A 23,769-nucleotide genomic window follows, 5' to 3' on the forward strand; every position below is an offset into this window, starting at 1 on the left:
ATAAACTTGGTTAATTGCTACCTGTAAAAATAAGGAAATTACGGTAGGTGTCTTTGAGTTACTTTAAAACTTGAAAAAAGTATTTGACATTGTACGCTTATTCAGCAAAAAAAAGACATGCCAACAAGCGGCATGTCATAATTCGGCGCCCAGCCCTGTATTGGACTTAACCTCCATTTCGTTGTACTTTTCCGTATTGTCTTCCGGCTTTGTAATGAGGGACACCACGATCGATGTCAGGAACCCTAATGGAATACTGATGATGCCCGGGTTGGCAAGCGGGAAAATGGCGTTCTCTCCCATGACGCTTGGCCCGATAATGACCAGGATGACAGCACTCAGCATCCCGGCAAGCATGCCACCGATGGCTCCGGCTGTATTAAAGCGCTTCCAATAGAGCGAGAAGATGATTACCGGTAGGTTGGCGCTTGCTCCGACGGCAAATGCCAATACAACCAAATAGGCCACATTCATCCCCTTCGCTAAAATTCCAAGCGTGATGGACAATGCCCCGATTACTAAAGCTGTATTTCTGGCAACCTTGAATTGCTTCTTGCTGTCCACTTTTCCGCGCTTGATGACATTTGTGTAAATATCATGTGCGAATGCCCCAGACCCTGCAATAACCAGACCGGCAACAACGGCAACAATGGTCGCAAAGGAGACTGCTGATATAAGCGACATAAAAATTTCTCCGCCGATCGTTCCTGCTCCGCCTCCAATATATTGAGCCAATAACGGTGCAGCCATATTTCCGCCTTTGTCAGCAGCCCGAATGGCATCGGAACCGACAAGTACTGATGCTGCAAAACCGACCAAGGCGATCATGATATAAAAAATACCAATCAAAATCATTGCCCATATAACCGATTTCCTTGCTTCCTGGGCAGACGGCACTGTATAGAACCTGATCAGAATGTGAGGCAGGCCTGCAGTCCCCAAGATCAATGCCATTCCAAGGGATAACAGGTCAACCGGATTTTTATACAATATTCCGGGCGACAGGAATTCCTTCCCGTTTGTTGCAACTACTTCGCCAAATAAACCAGAGATGCTGAACTTGAAGATAAATGCGACCAGCAAGACAAGGATGAGAGTGGCAAACATGAGCAATACGGCTTTAATGATCTGAACCCAGCTTGTTGCCAGCATCCCGCCAAGCATGACGTACATGATCATCAATGCTCCGATGATAATGACGGCCAGTTCATAGGGGATACCGACGAGCAGATTGATAATGGCACCTGCGCCCACCATTTGGGCCACCATATAAAACGTTGTAACAACTAAAGTAACGATGGCTGTCATCATTCGGATAGGCCTTTCTTTCAATCGTGAAGCCAAAACATCTGCGACCGTAAATTTACCGGAGTTTCTAAGCGGCTCAGCGACGATATAAAGAACGATGACATAGCCGACCATCCAGCCGACGGCATACATAAATCCATCATAGCCGTTTAAAGCAACCAACCCGGCAATCCCCAGGAAAGAGGCAGCACTTAAATAGTCCCCGGATATCGCCAATCCGTTTTGCCAGCCCGTCAAAGAGCGGCCCGCAGTGTAGAAGTCCGCTGTGCTTTTGTTTCTTTTGGCAGCCCATAGCGTAATGTAAATGGTCGCCGCGACTATTGCTATAAATAAAAATATTCCAAATGCATGAGCCCCCATACCTATGCCCCCTTCTCCTGCCTGTATTTATCTACCACAGCCTTTGCCTTTTGATCAAAACCTTTCGCTTTGACAAAATATACAAATGCAAGGGCCCAGGCGACGAAATAGAGGGATACACCATACAGGTATCCGAAGGTTATATTTCCTGCAACAAATTTTCCCATAAGCGGCTTTGCGTAAGCAGCCATCAGCGGGAACGAGAGATAAAGGCAGAAAAATAATATAACCACGGGCCAAATAAAGAGTAATTTGCTTCTTTTCAGTTCCAAAAACTCCTTTGAATTGGCAATACGCTCATAGTTTTCCATTTCATTGCACCTCCCGGTTTGGAATAAAACCAGCTGCAAAAGCCGATTTTATTTACTATAAAACAGAGGTGCGGCAAATAGTGTATAAATCCGTGAATTGTCTGATACTTTGCCTGAATGGCAATAATCCGGATGTAAACGGTTCCATTCACTGTCCCAGCAGTTGAAACAGCTTTTTCTGCGCACTGCGGCTTACCGGTATCCGCATTCTCTTTTCTCCCTTTAAAATGAGATTATATGCCCCATTAAACCATGGGGTTATTTCCTGGATGAAATCCAAGTTGACCAAATAGCTTCGGTGCGTCCGAAAAAATGGAAAACCCTTCAGCTTCTCTTCGAGTTCCTGCAACGTCATTTTCCCCTGGACAAACTCATCTGCAGTGTGGATTTCTACATGCCTGTCTACACGTGTAGCATAATATATCGACTCGGGTGATAAAACCACAACTTTTTCACCATCATCAATCAGCAGCTTGGAAGAGGCTGGAATCGAATCGGGAGAACTCCCTTTAATTCTATTATTTAAAGAGCCGGGCGCTGCAGAACCAGAGAGCCGCCTTCTGATCCTGTCGGAAGCCTCCCTCAAACGTGATTCATCATATGGTTTTAACAGATAGTCCACCGCCTCGACTTTAAATGCTTCAAGGGCATAATCGTCATATGCGGTTATAAACACAAATAGCGGGGGATTTTCTTTATCCTTTGTCAATTTTTTAGCAACATCCACCCCGGAGAGCCTTGGCATGTGAATGTCCAAAAATATGACGTCCGGAGAATATTTTTCATACAGCTCAAGCAATTGCTCCCCTGATTCGGCACTGGGACACAGTAGGAAATCTTTTTCCTGCTGCAGCATATAGATCAGCTCTTCCCTGACGAGCCGCTCATCTTCGGCAACCATCACTCGAATCGTCATGTCGCTTTCCTCCCTGCATGAATATTTGGAATTTCAAAATGCACTTCACTGCCTCCCGAAGGGAGATTGCGGATATGCAGCCGAGATTGTTCACCAAGCATTCCGATTAATCGCTGGTTTACATTATATAGGCCTGTGCCTCCGCCCCTCTCACTTTCTATTGGAAAGCGTCCTGCAAACGAGAGGCTCTTCTTCGAAAATCCGCGTCCGTTATCACGGACGGCAATATAAACGGAATCTGCCTTCCGCTTGATTTCGATATCAATCTTTCCGCCTTCCATCACATTCTCCAGTCCATGCTGGACACTGTTTTCCACTAACGGCTGAAGCGTCGACGGCGGAATCAATGCTTCTTTGCATTCATCAATAGGTGAAAAGCAAATAGTCAGCCGTCCAAAAAAACGGGTTTGGATAATTTCAATATATGATTGTAAATGTTCACATTCTTTTTCCAGTTCTACGAGAGAAGTAGAAGCCAAGCGAAGATTAAACCTCATAAAATTTCCCAATTGTACAGTAATGCGCCTGGCTTTTTCAGGGTCGGTCCGAAAAAGGGTCGCGATAAGATGAAGCGTATTAAAAAGGAAATGCGGGTTGATCTGGGCCTCAAGGTTTCTCAGCTCCGCATCACGGATAAGTGTTTGCAGTTTCTCTGATTGAACAACCGCTAATTGGTTGGTTAAAAGCTTGGCCAATCCTTGGGCCAGCACAATTTCGACTGAACGAATATGCTGTGACTTCCGAAAATACAATTTAATCAATTTGCTCGTTTCACTTGATTCCAATATCGGGACAATGATCGCGGCCTGCAGCGGGCATTTTTCATGCTTACAATATATTTGATCCTGGGAATAGGCCACTTTCAAAGCCCCCGTTTGTATGACCTCATGTGAAAGCCTTGTCTGCAAAGGGTCGCCCGGTTTATGATGATCTGCACCGAGGCCAACATATGCCAGTACCTGTTCCCGGTTTGACACGGAAACAGCAGCCACTTTCAACCGCTTAAAAAGCAGTTCGGCAATACCCTGCGCCATTTCAAATTGGGATTCTTTTTTCAGGTGAGGCAGGGCGTCCTCGGCTATCATCAAAGCCCTCCTTGTTTCCAAAGCCGCTTCACGTTCCTGTTCATTGATAGCCGCAGCAATCATGGCAGTAAAAATGGCGATGGCAACGCTGTTTGAAAAGACAAGGGGCAAACTGATTTGATCAACTGCCTCCTTTATAAAATCATCATGGGGATGAAAGATTAACAGGATCCCCATTTGGAGAATCGGCGGAAATATACCGATAAACAAGGCCTTTAATGGTGAAATGACCCTGTCATTTGAAAAGAAGCGCGCTGTCATGCCGACAAGCAATCCCGTAAGGATATTTACAATACATCCTGCTGTGTTTCCCAGGCCCCCTAGATAAAAAAGATGAATGCCAGCAATGAGGCCGGCTCCCATTCCAACAACCGGACCGCCCAGCAAACCTGCTATGACAATGGCCACAAGGCTCGAGCTGACCACCAATTGATGATTCTGTACCGGGGAAAGTATAAATTGAGAAACGATGTTCCCGTTCTCTATTACAATCCCTGATATCGTACCTGCAATGCCAAACAGACCATAGATTACGGCATGCAGTATGACGGTTCTTGTATCCATTTCTCTGTCAAGCAGGCTTCTAAAGCTTGGAATCCTTGTCATTAAAAAGGCCAAGATCAATAAAAGTCCAAGCCTCTGTACCAATATATACGTCATGAACTCCACCAGCCGCGCCCCCTTGTATCGATTCCCGTCTGGGCTTTAACAAGCGAACGAAGAAAAGCTTTTTTATCAGAGGCCTTACGGGACAACAATGTTCCAATAATTGCCCCGATAAACCCGATAGGGATCGCTATAACGCCGGGATTGTAAAGAGGAATCAAAGCCTCCCGGGCAATCCAGCCATTTTCGATATTCATGATATGCGGACCGAAAAGCACGAGTATAACTGATGATAAAAATCCGCTGAGCATCCCCGTCATGACGCCCCTTTCGTTAAAGCGCTCCCAATACAGCGTCAAAAGAATGACCGGAAGGTTTGTGGAGGCAGCAATGACAAAGGTTAACGAAACAAGGAAAGTGACATTGATATTTTCCAACCCCAATGAAAACAACGTTGCAATCAATCCGATCCCGACAGCCGTCCATTTCGCAACACGAAGCTGTTCTTTGTCGGTCGCTTTGCCTTTTTTATAAATATGATGATACACATCATGCGAAAGCGAAATAGTAGCGGATATGACCAATCCCGTAACAACGGCGACGATTGTCGTAAAAGCAAGCGCTGAAATGAACGCAAGCAGGAAATCCCCGCCTAATTCCTTCGCCAATAGCGGTGCCGCCAAATTGCCGGTAGGGTCGGCAGCGGCCAGCCGTTCCATTCCTATCAGCGCAATCGTTCCCAGGCCCAATACAAGTGTCATGACATAAAACAAACCGATGATCCACGTGGCTGTAATAACGGAACGACGGACTTCCAACGTGTTTTTTACAGTGTAAAATCTGATCAATATATGAGGCAAACCTGCAGTACCCAGCAGCAGTGCCAGTTTCAGCGAAAACATTTCCAAAAAATCATTAAATAGATTTCCGGGATAGAAAAATTGGTCTCCAAGGGGAGTTCCTTGCTTTACATAATTTACTAATTGTATGACCTTCCAATCAAAATGCGCCAAAACCATCAGTGATACGAGAAAAGTACCCGACATGAGCAATACAGTTTTCACAATCTGTACCCATGAGGTCGCAACCATTCCCCCAAGAACGACATAAACAGTCATCAAACTCCCTATCACCAATACGGAAATGGAATAGTCAATACCCAAAAGCAACCTTATGAGAAGGCCGGACGCAACCAATTGGGGAATCATATAAAAGATGGAAATAAAAAAGGTGCCGCATGCCATGAGCAATCTGATCCTATTGCTTGGAAACCGGGCGCAGATGACATCCGCCAAGGAATATTTTCCTAGGTTCTTAACGGGTTCCGCTATCAAAAACAAAACGATCAAGTAAGAAACCAAAAAGCCGATTGAATATAAGAAACCATCATAGCCATGGAGTGAGATGGCCCCTGTAATCCCAAGGAAAGATGCGGCGCTGATATAATCACCTGCTATGGCCAGACCGTTTTGAAAGCCGGTCAGATGGCCTGATGCAGCATAAAATTGGGAAGCGGTACGATCGCGTTTCGCAGCCCAGTGTGTAATAATCAGAGTACAAACGATAATGCAAAGAAAAAAGAAGAAATATGTATAATTCATATGTCTTTCCCCTGCTTCAGATCTTCAATCAATTCATCGTGCTTTTTCGCCTTGCACCAATAAATCCAACCCAATATCCATGTTACTATCAACTGGAAAAAAGCAAAGAGCCACCACCACGGAATAAAAAAAGAATGTCTTTCACTATATACCCACTCTGGAAAAAACCATATGAGAACAGGCAGGGCAAAATAAAACAGGACAAAGAATATCATCATTGGCATAATAAGCTTTTTTTTACGCTTTAATAGCTGCTGAAAAAGCACAGCCTCTTTCATGTTTTTGTGCACCTGCCTTCTGAAATGCATCTCTATTTTTATCTCATTCTATCAAAATTTCACATAATAATGAATTGCAAAATTTCATCCGGGATAAATAAAACGAAGCTCCCTGCGTCTTGACAGGGAGCCGGGATGACTTTCAGCTTGTGGGATTAATGGGATGTTTTGCCTCGTTTTTTTCTTTGATTGTTCATCAGCTCGCTTGGAGCAAGTTCTTTTGATATTTCCATCAATGGATTATTGGCTGCACCCCCGGAATTCTGGAACATGTCCTTAGCACTGTTCAGCATGTTTTTAACAGGCTTCATATATTTTCCATTCCGATATTTGCTCAAGCCATAGGCCGCAGCACTGATTCCGGCCGCTGCGAACATTGTTGACCAAAACTTTCTCATTTTACAGCCTCCTGTTCATCCCAATTTGTTCAAAGCCCTGCTTTGAACTGTTCTTATTGTGGGTCCCGCTTTGGCTTCTTATTCAGGAAATATGAACAAAAGCCAATTGAAGGAGGCTGCATCTATTATGTCGATGTGGAATAATCAATCTTTTCAGGATCAATCCTTTTTAATGGCTGATCCGCAGGCCCTTCAATCACTTCGCCATCATAAGCGAACCTTGAACCATGGCAAGGGCAGTCCCAAGTTTTATCACCGCTGTTCCAATTAACTTCACATCCCATATGGGTGCAGGTCGTATCCACAACAAACAGTTCCCCGCTGTTGTCTTTATAAGCCCCTGCCCTTTTTCCCTTGATTGTAATCACTGCACCTTCATCCTGCTGGATATCCTTTATTTCTTTGTCGGGACGCTCGAATTTTCCGCCGATTAACTGGGCGGCCACATTCATATTTTCTTTGACCATAGTTTTAATACTTGGATCCAAGGGAAATCTTGAAGGAGCATAGAGCTTTTCATAAGGGTTGTCCCTGCCGGTTATCAAATCCCTGATCAACATCCCGGACAGGGTTCCGTGTGCCATTCCCCATTTTCTGAAGCCGGTTGCCACAAAGACATTATCGTGGCTTTCTGAAATGCGTCCAATATAAGGCACCTTATCAGGTGTTACAAGATCCTGGGCGGACCACCTGTATAAAACTTGCTGTGCACCAAAAGTTTTCAAGGCCTCTTTTTCCAGCGCCTCGTAATGTTCTATTTCGGGAACACCCTGGCCTGTTTTATGGCTGTCCCCAATGACGAGAAGCATGTCTTCCCCGTTGATTTTGACACTTCTGAATGACCTGGTAGGCTTGTCCGCCGAAATATACATGCCGCCCGGAAAGCTTTTCTCCGGTTTTACAGCTATCACATAGGATCGTTTTGGGTACAGGCGTGCAAAATATCCCTTCCCGTCATGGAACGGAAAATGGGAGGCCGAAACAACATACTTAGCCTTTACTTTTATGCCGTTTCTCATATGAATGACCGCCGGATCCCCATGCTCCATATTGACTGCCGTTGTTCCTTCAAAAATCTGAACGCCCTGTTCGGTGATTTCCTTTACCATATGAGCCAAATACTTCAGCGGGTGAAACTGTGCCTGATTTTTCATCTCCACTGCACCAATCGCAGTAACCGGCAACGGGATATTGTCAATGAATCCCCCGTCAATCCCTAGTTTTTCATAGGCTTTCGATTCATTCTCAAGGCTCTGCCTGTCACTTTCAGAGCTAGAGAATATATAAGCGCTTTCCTTTTGATAGTCACAGTCGATGCCATGCTCCCTGATATAATTTTCAATAAAAGCAGCCGCATCCTCGTTTGCCGAATAATAGAGCTTCGTACTGTCCACCCCGAGGTGGCCGATCAGTTCATCATATATAAGGCCGTGCTGCGCTGTAACTTTTGCTGTCGTATGCCCCGTCGTTCCGTTTAATAACCGGGTTGACTCCAAAATCGTTACTTTTAAACCTTCCTTTGCAAGCAAAAATGCGGTTGTAATGCCTGAGATTCCTCCGCCAACGATGGCCACCTCTGTCTCGATGTCTTTTTCAAGCGCCGGAAAAGCCGGTGTTTCTATTGAATCTATCCAATAGGATCTCGGATCATGGGGCAGGGAATTGTTATTTGCATGCTCACTAGTCATGGATTTACCCTCCTAATAAATCTTTCTACATTTCAGTTTCCCCATTTTGGCTGAAAAATGTGCAGAACATAAGAAAAGCGCAAGGCGCCCGCCTATCGGCGACAAGCACAAGACGAATTTTGATGAGGGAGCTTTTCAGTCACCACAGCAATTCGGCTTGAGCCTTTCGCCGATGGCGCCTGGAGCTGGACATTATGTAATCTTTGTTTGAAGAGAAAATTCGGTAAAATTTTATTGCTTTAACAATAAAAAAGGCCGCTCCGGCAAAAGAGCGGAACAGCTGCATTGTGAAATTACGAGATGACAGGCAAAACTCTGGTTTCCTGTGCCATTTCCGATTTGCAAATCGGGCAGGTCGTTTTATTTTCTGTAGAAAAGGCATCCCTCATCCAACAAGAACATTGTTCATTCGTACATGACCAAACGATTGTTTCCTCTTCAGGAACAGGCTCCTGAGGCCCTCTTCTATAAGCCATGAATTAAGATCCCCTTTCTTGTTATCCTTCCTATTATACCCCATTTATGGAATAAAAAAAATGAACGGAAGAAGCGAGTGTTCGGGAAAACTCGACAATGGGGTCAGCCCCCATACCCGCCGCTGATGAAAAGTGTTATAATAAACAGGAATTTCTTGTGGAGGTTATGATAAATTTGATTACCGTAAATAATATTGGTCTTCGTTTTGGAGACCGGAAGCTGTTTGAAAATATAAATGTCAAGTTCACCCCCGGCAATTGCTATGGCTTGATTGGCGCAAACGGGGCCGGCAAATCAACGTTTCTTAAAATTCTTGCAGGTGAAATTGAAGCGCAGACCGGCACTGTTTCCATCTCTCCAAATGATCGTCTCGCCGTCTTGAAACAGGATCATTTCGAATATGAAGAAGTGGAAGTGCTTCAAGTTGTCATAATGGGACACACCCGTCTGTATGAAATCATGCAGGAAAAAGACGCCATCTATATGAAACCAGATTTTACAGAGGAAGACGGAATGCGTGCTGCGGAGCTTGAAGGGGAATTTGCGGAGCTGAACGGATGGGAAGCGGAATCCGAAGCAGCTATTTTACTAAAAGGCCTTGGAATCGGTGAAGAGCTTCACAATAAAAAGATGGGCGAACTGTCAGGGGCCGAAAAAGTAAAAGTTCTCCTTGCTCAAGCATTATTCGGGAAGCCGGATATTCTGCTGCTTGACGAGCCGACAAACCATTTGGACATCAAGGCGATCCAATGGCTGGAAGAATTTTTGATCAACTTCGAGAATACAGTCATTGTTGTATCCCACGACCGGCATTTCCTTAACAAGGTTTGCACCCATATAGCGGACCTAGACTTCAGCAATATCCAAATTTATGTCGGAAACTATGATTTTTGGTATGAATCAAGCCAGCTTGCGCAGAAAATGGCTCAGGAAGCCAATAAAAAGAAGGAAGAGAAAATCAAAGAGCTGCAGACATTTATTGCCAGATTCAGCGCCAATGCTTCAAAGTCCAAACAGGCAACGTCCAGGAAAAAACTTCTTGAAAAAATCACCCTTGATGATATAAAGCCATCTTCCAGGCGCTATCCATATGTGGCATTTACACCCGAAAGGGAAATCGGGAACGATTTGCTTACAGTGAGCAATCTGTCAAAAACCGTTGACGGCGTAAAGGTTTTGGACAATATCAGTTTTACTTTGAATAAAGATGACAAGGTTGTTCTTCTCGGAAAAAATGAGATCGCCAAAACCGCCTTGCTGCAAATTCTTTCCGGAGAAATGGAGCCTGACACCGGGAGCTATAAATGGGGTGTCACTACTTCCCAATCTTATTTCCCGAAAGACAATACAGAATTCTTCGAAGGTGTCGAGCTGAACCTCATTGACTGGCTCAGACAATATTCACCACAGGATGAAACTGAAAGCTTCTTGCGGGGGTTTCTCGGACGGATGCTTTTTTCGGGTGAAGAAGCATTGAAAAAAGCTTCTGTTCTATCCGGAGGAGAAAAAGTGCGATGCATGCTGTCAAAAATGATGCTGAGCGGTGCTAACGTTCTTTTGCTGGATGAACCGACAAACCATTTAGATCTGGAATCCATCACAGCGTTGAACAACGGATTGATCAACTTTAAAGGGTCATTGATATTCACTTCACATGATCATCAGTTCATCGAAACAATCGCCAACCGGATTATCGAATTGACACCATCGGGGATTGTCGATAAGTACATGACCTACAATGAATATTTGGAAAGCGAACAACTGCAAAATCTGATTGAAGAGATGTATGCATAAATCAAAGGGTCGTCCGATAGCGGATGACCCTTTCTAACTGAGTAAGAAAGTATAATTCAGCTCGTCACAAAGCTCAGGAAGCCTCTCGAAGAAGAAGCTTTCCTACGATAAGTCAACATCGGCTCCGACGCACAGGATGTGCTAGTGCAGGCGAAGCGACAGGACGTCGCTGCTTGAGCCTGCGTTCCTCGCCGTGTTGTCCGGCTGCGAGTGCCATCGGCGCAAGGATTAAGCCAATCGCTGCTGAAGGTAAACTACGCCTTCGCAAGCGTAGTCTAGCTTTGCGCCGATAAGCAGGCACTCTCGCACTTCCTTATCCTTTATCTCGTCGGAGGCACTCCAGTCTGTACGTCGATGGACAAGGCGCTTGCGCTTTTCTAATTTACAAGCAGATACTCCGATTTTTTGATCATGTCTGCCAATTTCTCCGAGTGCTTTTTATACATTTGTTTGGCCTCTTCATTTTCCGTTGCCAACGCAAAGCTTTCAAAATCGGCCTGGCATTTTTTTAATGAGCTCAGCAGCAATGGTTTTTCCTGGGGCTTCGGCAATTGGATTTTATCGTCATACAAATCTGCTGTGAACTGGCCATAGGCATCCACCTGTCCTATGAAGACGTTGTCGAGAACGATACCAAGCTTTTGCAGCTCTGCATCCAGCCATTCCCTCGTTAATCCGCATGCTGCAAGGCCGGAATCTATAATCTGTCCTTCCAATATGACTGTTTCCGGGACTTTTACAGGGGCTGTCTCCAGTCCCAAATCCTGGGGAGTCACCGGCTGTTTTTCTTTTTTAAGCAATATGTTCAAATCGCCGTTTGCTTCAAGAACTGCAAATTCAACATCGGAAACTTGAAAAGCATTCTTTTTTCTTAAAAGGTGAAGCAACTCATCTACAGTGTACTTCTGCTTTGTCAAATTTTCCTCTTGAATTTTTCCATCTTTGATTACAACTGTTTCCCGGCCTTCAATAAAATCCCTTGCCTTTTTACTTTTGATCGCAAGCAAACCGGCGAAGAATGGGATGGCTGTCCATACAATCATACTATATATGCCGTGGAAAAAGTTTGTTTCCAACCCTGTCGAGATTTCAGCTGCAATACTGCCTATTGTAATGCCGGCTACATACTCAAAGAAGGATAATTGCGACAGCTGCTTCTTTCCCAGCCATTTTGTCAGTAAAAATAAAACGATCACCAAAATAACTGATCGGATTATAATATTCAGCCATTGGGGAATATCCAAACTCTAGCCTCCTCTCAGGAGTTTTTGTATTGCAGCTCTTCTGCCATCATATATTCCACCCGCTTTTGCAAATCAGAGATAATGGGCTCTGTTTCCATCATGCACTCGTGAAAAATTTTTTTGGCTTCCTGATCCGTACTTGTCATGGCTAACTTGCTGAATGAAGCCTGTATTCCTTTCATCGTCGCAAGCGTTGTTTTCACATCGGAAATGACAGTCAAACCACTTACCTCCTTACTTTGAAAAAAGGAACAGAAGCAGCTTTGTTCTGTTCCTTTTTTAAAAGATTATTCGTTATATTGCGGCTCTTCCTGCATGATTTCCTGAACTCGCGGTTCGAGGGCATCAACGACGGCCTGCGTTTGCTGTGCAGCCATCTGATACAATTGCTTGGCTTGCTTGTTATCCGTCTGAAGTGCAAATCCTTCCAGGCTTGCCTGGGCGCTTTTCAAGCCTGTAAGTGTCTGTTTTACGTTATTGATAACAGTCATGAACGATCCCTCCATTGATCATTGTTCCTGAGAACGTTTCTATTTTATGAGTAAACGCCTCAATTATTAGATGAAAAAAATTCCGGGTTCAATCAAGTCTGACGTATTGGTACATATGACTGACAATGACCTTCAAAAGTGCATATACGGGAACGGCAAATATCAAACCAAGCAGTCCTCCGAATTTTCCTGCTACCAACAAGACAAAAATGATGGTCAATGGGTGGATGTTCAGCTTTTTCCCCATAACAAGCGGAGAGGTTATATTGCTGTCAAGTTGTTGGACAATGACCACCACAATGATGACAAGCAGTGCCTTGAAAGGGCTGTCCAGCAATCCGACAATCACTGCCGGAAATGTTCCGATCCATGGCCCGATAAACGGAATCACATTCGTAACCATAGCTACAACGCCAAGAACGAGGGAATAATCAAGCCCGATGATTACATAGCCGATATAGGCGGTCAGTCCCACGCAAAAGCTTACGATCAATTGTCCTTGTATGTATGCGCTCAAAGCTTCGTCCATGTCTTTCAAAATATTAACGGCTTCATTTTGATGTTTTTTGGGAAGAATCTTCAATAAAAAAGTCGGCGCTTGTTTTCCGTCCTTTAGGATAAAAAATAAAACAAATGGCACAAGTACGAGCACCATGATAATATTGGCAACAAAGCCGACAGTGCTGGCAATTTTGATTCCGGCATCCTGGAGCATGCTTTTCGCATTATTTTCCAAATAGGACGTAATTTTCTCCACAGAGAGATAATCATTCTCCTGGAAGCGTTGGAACCAGTCTTTATCCATGATGGACAAAGCCCACTCCTGAATGTTCTTTGAATAAGCAGGAAGATTTTCCACAAAAAGATTATACTGTCTTTGCAGTTCAGGGCCAATCACGAAGACCGCCGCTGTCATCACGCCGGCAATCCCGACAAAAACAAGGATGATCGCCAAAGTCCGCGGTATTTTCTTTGCCAGCAGATTGACAATGGGGCGCAGCAAATAATAAAGGATCCCGCTGATTACAATGGGAGGAAATAACGTTTGTATAATGATCACTAACGGGGTAAAGATAAAACTGACCTTTGTTCCCAGATAAATGATCAAAAAAGCCATAATGATGCCGGTTCCTATCCTGAACCATTTCTCTTTTACCATAACTTCCCCTCTTTTCTTTCTATGTAACAATATGTCCATTATCGCATACACACATGATGAAAAAAAGAAGAACCCGCCATCTTATCAGATGAACGGGCTCCGTCTTTAAACGTTCAATGCTTTTTCTTCTTCCAGCTTTTTAATCCGGTCATTGACCTCTTCTTCGGTCAAGTTGTGCTCCTTGACATAAAGATTTCGAGGATGCACCCGGCACTCGTCAGAACAGCTGCGCAAATATTTATGCTCGTTCTCCTCCGAGCAAAGAAATTGCCTGTTGCATTCCGGATTCGCACAGTTTACGTATCTTTCACAAGGCTCTCCGTCAAAATAGTCCCTGCCCACAATAACATGTTCCTTCCGGTTGACAGGAACAGAAATCCTTTCGTCAAAGACATAACATTTTCCGTCCCAAAGCTCTCCTTGGACTTCAGGGTCTTTTCCATATGTGACGATTCCGCCGTGAAGCTGGGACACATCTTCGAAACCTTCCTTGACGAGCCAGCCTGAGAACTTCTCACAGCGGATGCCGCCCGTGCAGTAGGTCAAGATTTTCTTTCCTTCTAATTTATCTTTATTTTTACGGACCCAGTCCGGCAGTTCCCTGAATGCTTTTATATCAGGGCGGATAGCCCCCCTGAAATGTCCGAGATCATATTCATAATCATTGCGTGCGTCAAGGACGACAGTATCCTCTTCCTGCATCGCTTCATAGAATTCCTGCGGGCTCAAATATTTGCCGGTCAGTTGTCTTGGATCGATGTCATCCTCCAATCGAAGGGTGACCAATTCTTTGCGCGGACGGACATGCATCTTTTTAAACGCATGCTTGTCTGCTTCGTCTATTTTAAAAACCATATTCGCAAAGCGCGGATCCGCCTTCATCATTTCCATATACCGGTCAGTCTGTTCAACAGTTCCGGAAACAGTGCCGTTGATCCCTTCATTTGCTACAAGGATCCTGCCTTTCAGCCCGGTCTCTTTGCAGAATTTCAGGTGCTGTTTTGCAAACTCCTCCGGATCATCAATCGTTACGTAATGATAATACAATAAAACTCTGTACTCTTTGCTTGTTGTCATTTTTTACTACCACCTATTATTTATATTTGCAAGATACAAAAGCAGGTTGCGTAAAGATTATACTACCGTTTATAGTGCTTGGCAAATCAGGTTTTTAAACCCTTTATTTTTTGAAATTTGTCCCATTTAAAGAATCGGGAACTGCATAAAAAAAGCTTCAGCCGGTGTTGCTTGCTGAAGCTTTTTTATGCGATTTGTTCACTCTTGCTGTTCACAAGCCTTTCAAATATAATTAAATCTTTTTCATAGGAATCAATGTATGTTTTTAAACCCTGGTTTTTAAGAAATTCGAAAACCATCGAATCAACGATTCTATATTTTCTGTTCAACTTTTCAGCATTTTTCCATGCCGTTTCCTCAAAACCGATATTCATTTGATGCTCCTCGATCAGCATGTTCAGCAGATGCGGATTGTTATACTGGTCTCCAATCGGGTGTTTTTGTTTCATTTCATGAATTTCAATTGTTCTGTCCAATGACGCAAGCAAAGCCTTGCGGTCAACTGCATGCCCTCCTTCATGAAGAGAGAACGTTTTGATATAGTCTTCAAGGGAAATAGCCGCTGGAACTTCTTTTATGGCCGATTTGATCCGCTCTACATCGAAACCTACATAATGAAGAATAAAATTATAGCTCATGTTGATTCCGCACCGCTCTTCCTTAACATCCAAATCCATACCCGCTTTTGTCAATGTTGATTGAATCAACTCTTTAATTTCTATTTGTTTGTTGATCATTACTCCCCCGTTGCTTTCTCCTTTTCCTCGTTCTGATGCTCATTTTACCATGGATTTCTTTCAAAAAAAATGTTGAAATGCACTAATCGTGTAAAACGCAGCGCTCATACCCGCCAAACTCCTGTTCAATCATCTCGCCCAGTTGAAAGAGTGCCTCTTCGTTTCCATTTTTGCTGATAAGCTGTATGCCCATCGGGAGCCCCTTTTCGTCTTTTCCGGCTGGAACGGTCAGGGACGGCAGTCCCCATACATTGGCAAATGCTACAAATGGCATGTATGTTTTAAAAGTTTTTTTAATGGAAAAAATCTCGCCATACAGCTCTCCATGGAACGGAGCCGTTCGGTGGTAAACCGGCAATATAATGATTTTACGATGAAAATGTTCTGTTATCCTATGGTCTCCTTCTTCGATAAGCCGATTAATTTCCCCCATGCGCCTTGCGCCAGGCTTAAATAGACCTGCTCCAATCAAGGCCCATGTCAGATAGGAATGATAGTCGGATCCCCCGGTTAATTTCTCTTTCAAATAATTTCGGACAACTGCCCCAGTTCCGGAAAATCCCGCGGCGTTAGCAGTTGATTTGCCCCCGTCCAACGACATGATTTCCTGCCACATTAATGCACTCTCATCAAAAAAGGGAGGAATTTCAATTTCGACCTGCAGCCTTTTGTTCAAATGGTCTATAACTTCCTGAAGTTTTTGCTCCATCTCCTCACTTAAGAAATAAGATCCTTTCGGAAGCTTTTGTATGACAAAGTCATTTATATTCAACGGGCTGTCATAAGTGTGATTGGCTATTATCTGATAGATGAGCCTTGCATCCCGCACAGATTTCACCATCGGACCAATTCCCAGCATTCTTTTTTGAAGAGAATGAACTACTTCAGGATAGCTGCCGTCGTCGGAAACTCGATCATTTCCCGATTTGAAACCGATTACACCATTAAAATGGGCCGGAAAGCGTATGGAGCCGCCAATATCTGAGCCAATTCCCGCTGCAGCACCTCCCAATGCAATCAATGCTCCTTCACCGCCGGAAGAGCCTCCTGCCGTCCTGTCCAAATCCCAAGGATTATTCGTCCTTCCATACACTTTGTTATCCGTCTCCTGGCAAAAGCAAAGGGTCGGTGTATTGGTCTTGCCCAGTATGATTGCTCCCTCTCTTCTTAGAGCTTCCACCACCCTGGCATCATTTGTTTCCGTCTTGTCAGCGCGATGTTTTAATCCGCCAGTTGTCTTCATTCCTTTTACATGGAAGGATTCTTTCATGCTGATCGGTATCCCTGTCAGTTTTCCTTTCGTTTTACCACTTTGGATTAGGAGGTCAGCTTCTTCCGCCTCCTTCAATGCTTCTGAAAAACGGTCTTCCACAAGACAATTCACTTTTGGGTTGACGTGTTTCAGATGGTCAATATACATTTTTGTTATTTCTACTGAAGTGAGATTGCCTTCGGACAACTCCTGCAACAAATCGTTTACATCCATGTATAAAACGTCCCGCCGCTTCATTTGCTGGCGGGGATCTGATTGAACCGCCACTCCACTCCCCCCTATCTTATCCTCTTTCCATTCCTTATTCGATAAACTTCTATTTAATTCCTTCTGACAATAAAAGCGGACGGCTTCGTGATAGTAACTTTATAATGAAAAAACCCCGGGGCAGCCGGGGTATAGGAGTGCCTATTTACTTGCAGATGTCAATTCCCGGACTTTTTCATCACTTGGAAGCAGCCATGTCAAAATGCCCACAAGGGGCAATAGACCGCATAATATCATAACAAAGCGTATACTGTACATATCTGCCAATGTTCCCAGCAGTACGGCCCCCACCGCGCCCATGCCAAATGCAAGGCCCACAATCAAGCCGGATACCATGCCCACTTTGGATGGCAGCAATTCCTGTGCATATACAACTGCCACACTGAAACTTGATAAAATAATAAAACCAATGATGAAAAAAATAGGGATAATCAATGGAAGCGGAACAAATGGCAAAATGATTGTAAGCGGGGCGGCGCCTGCCATTGACAGAAAGATCATGTTCCTTCGCCCAAACCGGTCGGCGAGCGGGCCTCCGAAAAACGTTCCCAGAACGCCTGCGAACATGAAAATAAATACATATAATTGCGCGTGCCTTACAGTCAGTCCGTAATCTTCCATTAAATAAAATTGATAAAAATTGTTGATACCAGCCACATAGAATGATCTTGCGAAAACGAGAAATACGAGCAGTCCCATCGCTATCTTTATTTTTGAGTGTACGGGGGCGGCGGACTGCTGGGACTTCACCGTGTTTTTTCGGCTGAACTTCATTCCGTCCTGGATCTGTCCTTTATACCATTTTGAGACGTACAGCAATATCATAATTCCTGTGACGGTCACCAGCGTAAACAGAAGCGCTCCTTTTTGTCCAAGAGAAACAAAAATGAATGCAGTAAAAACCGGAGCCAGCGATTGCCCGAAGTTTCCGCCAACCTGGTAAATGGACTGTGCCAGCCCGCGCTTTGTTCCTGCCGCCATATAAGCAACACGGGAGCCTTCCGGATGAAAGACGGCCGATCCGATGCCTATAAAAAAGACAGATATCAGTATGACATAAAAATTTGGAGAAAGGGCGAAGCCGATCAAGCCAAGCATACTCATGAACATTCCGACCGGCAGCATAAAAGGTGTTGCCCTTTTATCTGCAAAATACCCGAAAACAGGCTGCATGACGGAAGCTGTCATATTCAGGACGAAGGCAATCCATCCAATCTGCGCAAACGAAAGGTTCAGCGTCTGTTCAAAAATCGGGTTCATTGCGGGTACGACGGATTGAATCGAATCATTCAAAAGATGGCTTGCGCTGATCGCAAAAAGGATTCCATATACCGTCGGCGTCTGGTTCTGTGCTGTTGAGGATTTTATTTTCGCAGTTGCCCTCATTTTATCTCTCTTTTCTTGATATCCGGCATTTCTGAGCTTTCCGGAAGTTGATAAGGCTCTCCATCTGCTAAAATCAGCAGCCCATAATATATTTGTAAATCGTCATCACAATGCTCACAATACGAGACATCATCATTGTTCCAAAAAGCAGCCAAAGATGTTTTTTTGACTTTAACATTTTCAAAACCTTTTTTTAACCGCTGAAAAAGGGACAGATATTTTTGGGTCGCTGCTGTTGAATCCGTATATGTGTACATTTCAATGATGTCATTTCTCCATTCAGGGAAAAACCACCACGGTTCGCTCTCACCCTTCGTAACGATAACTTCCCAGTTTTGAACCATGTTTTTTTCCTCCACGCTTAAAAAGTTACGAAATACCAATATTTAAAATACGCTTAACATTATACATTTCCGGCGTCAGGGTCTCCAATAAAATGCTTAGATGGACCGTTTAAAAAAGCTTAAAATTGGAACTATAAGAAAGACAAGGAGGTGTTTTCGGGAATGAGAATCGGAGTTGAAGAAAATTTATCCAATGTTTCACAAGCACTTATGGAAAAGGGCTACCAGGTTATTCCCCTTTCTAACGCTTCAGACTTGAACAATGTGGACTGCTGCGTGGTCACTGGCATGGATTCCGACATTATGGGAATCGAAACGACGAGCACTCAGGTGCCTGTCATCGAAGCAAGCGGCCTTTCTGCCGAAGAGGTCTGCCAGAAAGTAGAGCAAAAACTGCATTAAGACTAAAGGCGGAGGCGCCTGTTTATCGTCGATAGACGCTGAAGCTGGACATTATGTAACCTTTGTTAGAAGAAAAATTCGGGAAAAATTTATACCTTTAACTTAAATAAATGAGACTGAGGACAAGGTTAGTCTTCAGTCTCATTTATTTTCTTCATGAACCAATGAACGAAACGGTCCATCTCATCGCTTCCGAAAATCGGGTAATACGGTGTGCGGCTTAAATGTTCATGGGAAATGACCGCAATGATATTTGTCAGTTGTTGCAATAGGATTTCATCTTGTTGATTTCGCAGAAGCACCACTTTTGGGTAGTCCATTTTTTTATAACCCTCAACCAGAATGATATCAACAGGCAGCTGCCCGTAAATCCGAATAATATCCTCCAATTCCCAATAATCCTTCATGACCTCTATATGTAAGGCACCCGCTCCTTCAACTGCCGTGACCGCTGCACCGGCCTGCCGGTGCCGATCGGTGTCCTTATTTAAAAACGGGCGATCGGGCGTTCCTCCATGGCCGTGATGCTTAATTGTCCCTACTGCAATGCCCTTCTTTTTGCATGCTTTGATCAGCTTTTCGATCAAGGACGTTTTTCCGCTGTTCTGGAATCCTACAATTTGGATAATTTTTTTTCCTGCCATGGCACTTCGCTTCCCTGTTGGTCTTCAAGAAGGATTAAATCCACTTCGTCTTTTTCCCCATATCCTCTTGTTCCTCCCGGCAGCACAATTAAACAATCAGCCCAGGCAATAGAGGTCACAACCCCGGATTTATCCAATCCCACCGGTTCAGCATATACCGTGCCGCCTGCATAGCTTAGCTTCCCCCGTACAAATCTGGTGAATGGGTTCGGCTTCGGGAAATCTGATTTCAGTACACCTGTGATGAACCGTGTATACGGACGGTCGGAATGCATCCAATATCGTAAATAAGGCTTTACAAATAATTCAAATCCGACATAGCACGCCGATGGATTCCCGGAAAGTCCAAATAACAGCCGACCGTTAATTTCAGCGCAGCTTGTTACGCTTCCCGGACGCATGGCAATTTTATTGAATAAAAGCTTTGCCCCGAGCCTTTGATAGATTTCTGGCAAATAATCGAAATCCCCTACGGACACTCCGCCGGTTGTAATCACAATGTCGCATTCTTCTAAAGCTGTCTTCATCGCCTGATAGAGAGTTTCTAAATCATCCGCACAATTGTCATATTTTTTATAGATTCCGCCTGTTCGGAGAACTTGGGATTCAATCATATAACCGTTGCTGTCTCTTATTTTCCCCGGTTCAAGATCATCTTCCGGGCGAAGCAGCTCACTTCCCGTTGCGATAATTCCTACAATCGGCTTTTTGGCAACTTTCACTTTGCCATATCCGAATGTGGCCAGCAAAGCCTTAATCCCGGGGTTGATTCTCTCCCCTTTATCTATCAGCGGGCTACCCTTTTGAGTGTCTTCTCCCTGAAAAGAAATATTATCCCCTTCCTGAAGGGTTCTTTTTACTTCAATGTATTTTTTGCCGCCTTCCGTGATTTCTTTAACCAATTCAAGCATGATGACACAATCCGCTCCGACAGGAATTTGGGCTCCAGTCATGATCCGGACCGCTTCCAGTTGGCCAACCTTCTGGAGACTGACCTGTCCCGCTCCAATTTCATCAATGACTTCAAACAATAACGGATTTTCACGGGATGCATTTTCCGTATCCTTCGCCCGTAATGCAAAGCCATCATAAGGGGATCGGTCAAACGGCGGCACGTCATGATCTGCTATCAGCGGAGCATAGAGATATCGATCGTCACACTCATGTATGGATACCGTCTCCCCTTCCCCCCTTTTTTTATATTCCATCACTTTTTCAGTTGCTTCCTTGATCCAAATCGGCTTCCTTCTCTCTACCACTGCTTCATCAGGCTCCTTTCAAAAATTATCCGCCAATATAGGACATTTCTATTTTCTCTTTGGCCTTGGCGCTTTCTTCTGTCCGCTCATCGGAATAGCGGTCCCTCCGCTGATTCCAAATAGAACTGATCTCGTTGATCAAAGGTTCCTCTTCCTTATAAGTGCGGACTAATTCACGCAGGTCATAGCCTTTTGAAGCGAACAGGCAAGTGTAAAATTTCCCGTCTGCGGAAATGCGCGCCCTTGTACAACTGGAACAAAACGATTCTGAAACCGAAGTAATGAAACCAACCTCTGTCTCCGTATGCTTATATTTATAGCGCTTGGCCACTTCCCCAAAATAATTCGGATCCACAGGTTCAAGTTCAAAATGGTCCGACAACATGGCAAACATTTCCTTTTTTGTCACCACTTTACTGAAGTCCCAGCCATTCGAATTGCCGACATCCATAAATTCAATATAGCGGAGAGTTACTCCCATATTTTTAAAATGGCGGGCCATCGGAATGACTTCGCTTTCATTTACGCCTTTTTGAACAACCATATTTACCTTCACGCCAAGACCGGCATCCAGGGCAGCTTCAATTCCCTTCAATACGACATTGGAACCGACACCCCTGCTGTTGATTTTTTTAAAAATGTCATCATCTATCGCATCAAGGCTGACATTCACCCTATGAAGACCTGCATCCACAAGATCCTTCGCCAGTTTCGGAAGCAGCACGCCGTTCGTTGTCAGTCCGATATCTTTGATACCAGGAATTTTTTTCAACCTGCCTATTAAACTGGCAACATCTTTACGCAATAATGGTTCGCCGCCGGTGATTCTTAATTTTGTCACGCCCAATTTGCTAAAAGCGGACGCTAAGCGCTCTATTTCTTCAAATGACAATATTTCAGTCTTTGGCAAAAATTTAAAATCCGGTCCAAAAATTTCAGCCGGCATGCAATATTGACAACGGAAATTGCATTTATCTGTCACGGATATCCTTAAGTCTTGCAAAGGCCGGTTCAATCGATCTTTTATACCATTCATTTCCCTCAGCTCCAATCCGTACCCTTACGCAAGGTTTATACAGATTGTAACACTTTTCTCTTGTTCGTTCATGCTATATGATGAAAAGCAAAAGATACTTTTGCTTCATTTGGGTAAATAAAAGAAAGAGAAAGCTGAAACTTTTTTTCAGTACATCCGTTATACTTTTTGTGAGGAGTGAAGAAAATGAGAAAAGGATTGGGAGCCATCATTGGGGTACTGGTTGTTTTAGCTCTTGTATTAGTTCCGTTGTTCGGGAGCTACAACGGCTTTGTAAATGCCGAGGAGGATGTTGAACAAAAATATTCCCAGATTGATAATCAGCTGCAGCGAAGGGCGGATTTGATACCGAACCTCGTTAATACCGTCAAAGGCTATACGAAACACGAAGAAAAAGTATTGGGAGATATCGCTGATGCCCGTTCAAGGCTGATCGGCGCAAAAACAGTCCAGGAACAGGCTGATGCAGACGCCTCTTTGTCCAACGCGCTGAGCAGGCTGCTCGTCATTTCCGAAAATTATCCGGAATTAAAGGCGGACAAGCAATTCACCCAGCTGATGGACGAACTGGCCGGAACGGAAAACCGGATTGCTGTTGCGAGGAAAGATTATAATGACCAGGTGGCAGTTTATAATAAAAAAGTAAGACAATTTCCTGGGCGTATCGTTGCATCGGTGTTCGGCTTTGAGAAAAAGGAGTACTTCAAAGCGCAAGCAGAGGCCGGGGAAACTCCAAACGTTGATTTTGAAGGGAATGGAGAGTGATGAGACGGGCTCTGCTCTCCCTTTCTTTTCTTGTCCTTTTTTTCTTTTCCATAACGGGCCTTAAAGTTGAAGCGGCAAATATCCCCGATCCTGTAGGGGATATTTACGTGCAGGACTTTGCCCATGTCCTTTCAGCCGATGAAAAAAATGAGCTGATAGAGCTCGGCAGATATTTAGATGACCACACACAGGCACAGATTGCTGTGCTTACAGTCAGTTCACTGGAAAACGAATCGGTTGAAGAATACGCCTTGCAGGCATTCCGGCAATATGGACTCGGAAGCACTGAAAAGGACAATGGGGTTTTGCTTCTGCTTGCACCACAGGACAGCAAAATAAAAGTTGAAGTCGGCTACGGTCTGGAAGGCGCTTTGCCTGATGGAAAAGTGGGACGGATTCTCGACAGCTACGCGCTGCCTTATTTGGAACAAAATGAAATCAATCTTGCAATCACTAATACTTATAAACAGTTATTCAACGAGGTTTCAAAGGAATACAACCTGGACAAACAGGTGGAAGCGGAAGGCATAGAATACAATCAAACCGAAGGTCTGTCACCATTGGCCATGCTTATTTTAATCCTGATTTTTGCCGGAATCATCTTCCTGGATTTCCGCTTTCTCGGAGGAGCTTTTACCCTGAGCATTCTCCGAATGCTTGCTGCTATCATAAACAGAGGCGGCGGTGGAGGCCCCCGATCCGGGGGCGGAGGTTCGTCAGGCGGCGGTGGAGCGAGCAGGAGCTGGTGACTAGAAAAGCGAAAGGCGGCTCCCTAGGGGCAACAAAACGCTGGCCGCCTAAGTCGCCACGTCCTCTGGCACCGGCGACACTGGGACTCCTTGTCCGTCGGAGTCCCTCCCTTT

The 23,769-nt window shown here is 44.4% G+C and carries 25 protein-coding genes; 4 read left to right on the forward strand and 21 right to left on the reverse strand.

Translation table 11 applies throughout. From position 1 onward, the window contains the following. Positions 1–135 precede the first annotated feature (135 nt). The 9 genes from FS666_RS14250 to FS666_RS14290 form a co-directional block, all read right to left on the reverse strand. Positions 136–1,668: a solute symporter family protein gene (locus FS666_RS14250; protein WP_144463608.1), complete on the reverse strand. Its 1,533-nt coding sequence runs from the start codon at positions 1,666–1,668 to the stop codon at positions 136–138. A 2-nt stretch (positions 1,669–1,670) separates the two neighbouring features. Further along, a complete protein-coding gene (locus FS666_RS14255; RefSeq protein ID WP_144463609.1) occupies positions 1,671–1,979 on the reverse strand; it encodes a DUF485 domain-containing protein in 309 nt (102 codons plus the stop codon). Positions 1,980–2,127: 148 nt separating this feature from the next. Next, positions 2,128–2,895: a LytR/AlgR family response regulator transcription factor gene (locus FS666_RS14260; RefSeq protein ID WP_144463610.1), complete on the reverse strand. Its 768-nt coding sequence runs from the start codon at positions 2,893–2,895 to the stop codon at positions 2,128–2,130. After that, positions 2,892–4,640 (reverse strand): LytS/YhcK type 5TM receptor domain-containing protein, encoded by a 1,749-nt coding sequence (locus FS666_RS14265; protein ID WP_306463608.1) that lies wholly within the window; start codon positions 4,638–4,640, stop codon positions 2,892–2,894. Before FS666_RS14265 ends, FS666_RS14260 begins: the two co-directional genes overlap by 4 nt. Continuing rightward, the gene (locus FS666_RS14270; protein ID WP_144463612.1) at positions 4,637–6,187 is read right to left on the reverse strand and encodes a solute symporter family protein; all 1,551 of its coding nucleotides are present in this window, start codon (positions 6,185–6,187) and stop codon (positions 4,637–4,639) included. Before FS666_RS14270 ends, FS666_RS14265 begins: the two co-directional genes overlap by 4 nt. Next, positions 6,184–6,465: a DUF485 domain-containing protein gene (locus FS666_RS14275; protein ID WP_186306569.1), complete on the reverse strand. Its 282-nt coding sequence runs from the start codon at positions 6,463–6,465 to the stop codon at positions 6,184–6,186. The genes FS666_RS14270 and FS666_RS14275 overlap by 4 nt, the downstream gene beginning before the upstream one ends. A gap of 155 nt (positions 6,466–6,620) precedes the next feature. Then, positions 6,621–6,863, reverse strand: a complete 243-nt coding sequence (locus FS666_RS14280; protein ID WP_144463614.1) for a hypothetical protein — start codon at positions 6,861–6,863, stop codon at positions 6,621–6,623. Between the two features lie 125 nt (positions 6,864–6,988). Continuing rightward, the gene (locus tag FS666_RS14285; protein ID WP_144463615.1) at positions 6,989–8,551 is read right to left on the reverse strand and encodes an FAD-dependent oxidoreductase; all 1,563 of its coding nucleotides are present in this window, start codon (positions 8,549–8,551) and stop codon (positions 6,989–6,991) included. 293 nt (positions 8,552–8,844) lie between these two features. Further along, positions 8,845–9,027 (reverse strand): cold-shock protein, encoded by a 183-nt coding sequence (locus FS666_RS14290; protein WP_120073817.1) that lies wholly within the window; start codon positions 9,025–9,027, stop codon positions 8,845–8,847. 175 nt (positions 9,028–9,202) lie between these two features. Here FS666_RS14290 and FS666_RS14295 point away from each other — a divergent pair, with 175 nt between their 5' ends. Beyond that, positions 9,203–10,822, forward strand: coding sequence for an ABC-F family ATP-binding cassette domain-containing protein (locus tag FS666_RS14295; protein WP_144463616.1), 1,620 nt, complete (start codon positions 9,203–9,205; stop codon positions 10,820–10,822). Between the two features lie 377 nt (positions 10,823–11,199). Here the strand turns inward: FS666_RS14295 and FS666_RS14300 are convergent, their stop codons facing one another. The 9 genes from FS666_RS14300 to FS666_RS14340 all read right to left on the reverse strand — a co-directional run bounded on the left by FS666_RS14300 (position 11,200) and on the right by FS666_RS14340 (position 18,800). Beyond that, a complete protein-coding gene (locus tag FS666_RS14300) occupies positions 11,200–12,060 on the reverse strand; it encodes a DUF421 domain-containing protein (RefSeq protein ID WP_120073852.1) in 861 nt (286 codons plus the stop codon). A 20-nt stretch (positions 12,061–12,080) separates the two neighbouring features. Beyond that, entirely contained in the window at positions 12,081–12,287 is a 207-nt protein-coding gene (locus FS666_RS14305) for a DUF1657 domain-containing protein (RefSeq protein ID WP_120073821.1), read from the reverse strand. A gap of 66 nt (positions 12,288–12,353) precedes the next feature. After that, positions 12,354–12,557, reverse strand: coding sequence for a DUF1657 domain-containing protein (locus FS666_RS14310; RefSeq protein WP_120073823.1), 204 nt, complete (start codon positions 12,555–12,557; stop codon positions 12,354–12,356). 88 nt (positions 12,558–12,645) lie between these two features. Then, positions 12,646–13,716, reverse strand: a complete 1,071-nt coding sequence (locus FS666_RS14315; RefSeq protein ID WP_144461679.1) for an AI-2E family transporter — start codon at positions 13,714–13,716, stop codon at positions 12,646–12,648. Positions 13,717–13,821: 105 nt separating this feature from the next. Next, positions 13,822–14,793, reverse strand: a complete 972-nt coding sequence (gene trhO, locus FS666_RS14320; protein ID WP_144461682.1) for an oxygen-dependent tRNA uridine(34) hydroxylase TrhO — start codon at positions 14,791–14,793, stop codon at positions 13,822–13,824. Positions 14,794–14,978: 185 nt separating this feature from the next. Continuing rightward, a complete protein-coding gene (locus FS666_RS14325) occupies positions 14,979–15,530 on the reverse strand; it encodes an integrase (RefSeq protein WP_144461685.1) in 552 nt (183 codons plus the stop codon). A gap of 82 nt (positions 15,531–15,612) precedes the next feature. Beyond that, positions 15,613–17,070: an amidase gene (locus FS666_RS14330; RefSeq protein WP_244943920.1), complete on the reverse strand. Its 1,458-nt coding sequence runs from the start codon at positions 17,068–17,070 to the stop codon at positions 15,613–15,615. A 141-nt stretch (positions 17,071–17,211) separates the two neighbouring features. After that, positions 17,212–18,456, reverse strand: coding sequence for an MFS transporter (locus tag FS666_RS14335; RefSeq protein ID WP_144461689.1), 1,245 nt, complete (start codon positions 18,454–18,456; stop codon positions 17,212–17,214). Next, complete coding sequence (locus FS666_RS14340) at positions 18,453–18,800, reverse strand: DUF1033 family protein (protein WP_144461692.1); 348 nt, start codon at positions 18,798–18,800, stop codon at positions 18,453–18,455. The genes FS666_RS14335 and FS666_RS14340 overlap by 4 nt, the downstream gene beginning before the upstream one ends. A gap of 162 nt (positions 18,801–18,962) precedes the next feature. Here FS666_RS14340 and FS666_RS14345 point away from each other — a divergent pair, with 162 nt between their 5' ends. Continuing rightward, entirely contained in the window at positions 18,963–19,202 is a 240-nt protein-coding gene (locus FS666_RS14345; protein ID WP_144461695.1) for a YkuS family protein, read from the forward strand. A gap of 128 nt (positions 19,203–19,330) precedes the next feature. Here the strand turns inward: FS666_RS14345 and mobB are convergent, their stop codons facing one another. The 3 genes from mobB to moaA are packed head-to-tail and all read right to left on the reverse strand — an operon-like array spanning position 19,331 to position 22,141. After that, positions 19,331–19,846, reverse strand: a complete 516-nt coding sequence (gene mobB, locus FS666_RS14350) for a molybdopterin-guanine dinucleotide biosynthesis protein B (protein ID WP_144461698.1) — start codon at positions 19,844–19,846, stop codon at positions 19,331–19,333. Continuing rightward, entirely contained in the window at positions 19,816–21,105 is a 1,290-nt protein-coding gene (locus FS666_RS14355; protein ID WP_144461701.1) for a molybdopterin molybdotransferase MoeA, read from the reverse strand. Before FS666_RS14355 ends, mobB begins: the two co-directional genes overlap by 31 nt. 25 nt (positions 21,106–21,130) lie before the next feature. Next, complete coding sequence (gene moaA / locus FS666_RS14360) at positions 21,131–22,141, reverse strand: GTP 3',8-cyclase MoaA (RefSeq protein ID WP_144461704.1); 1,011 nt, start codon at positions 22,139–22,141, stop codon at positions 21,131–21,133. Between the two features lie 186 nt (positions 22,142–22,327). On the opposite strand from moaA, the gene FS666_RS14365 reads away from it, so the two are divergent. Together FS666_RS14365 and FS666_RS14370 are read left to right on the forward strand one after the other, a co-directional pair. Next, positions 22,328–22,906: a LemA family protein gene (locus FS666_RS14365; RefSeq protein WP_120073842.1), complete on the forward strand. Its 579-nt coding sequence runs from the start codon at positions 22,328–22,330 to the stop codon at positions 22,904–22,906. Further along, positions 22,906–23,655: a TPM domain-containing protein gene (locus FS666_RS14370; RefSeq protein WP_244943921.1), complete on the forward strand. Its 750-nt coding sequence runs from the start codon at positions 22,906–22,908 to the stop codon at positions 23,653–23,655. Before FS666_RS14365 ends, FS666_RS14370 begins: the two co-directional genes overlap by 1 nt. Positions 23,656–23,769: the final 114 nt, after the last annotated feature.

Source organism: Siminovitchia fortis (assembly GCF_007681465.1).
In the GTDB taxonomy this organism is placed as follows: domain Bacteria; phylum Bacillota; class Bacilli; order Bacillales; family Bacillaceae_C; genus Siminovitchia; species Siminovitchia fortis.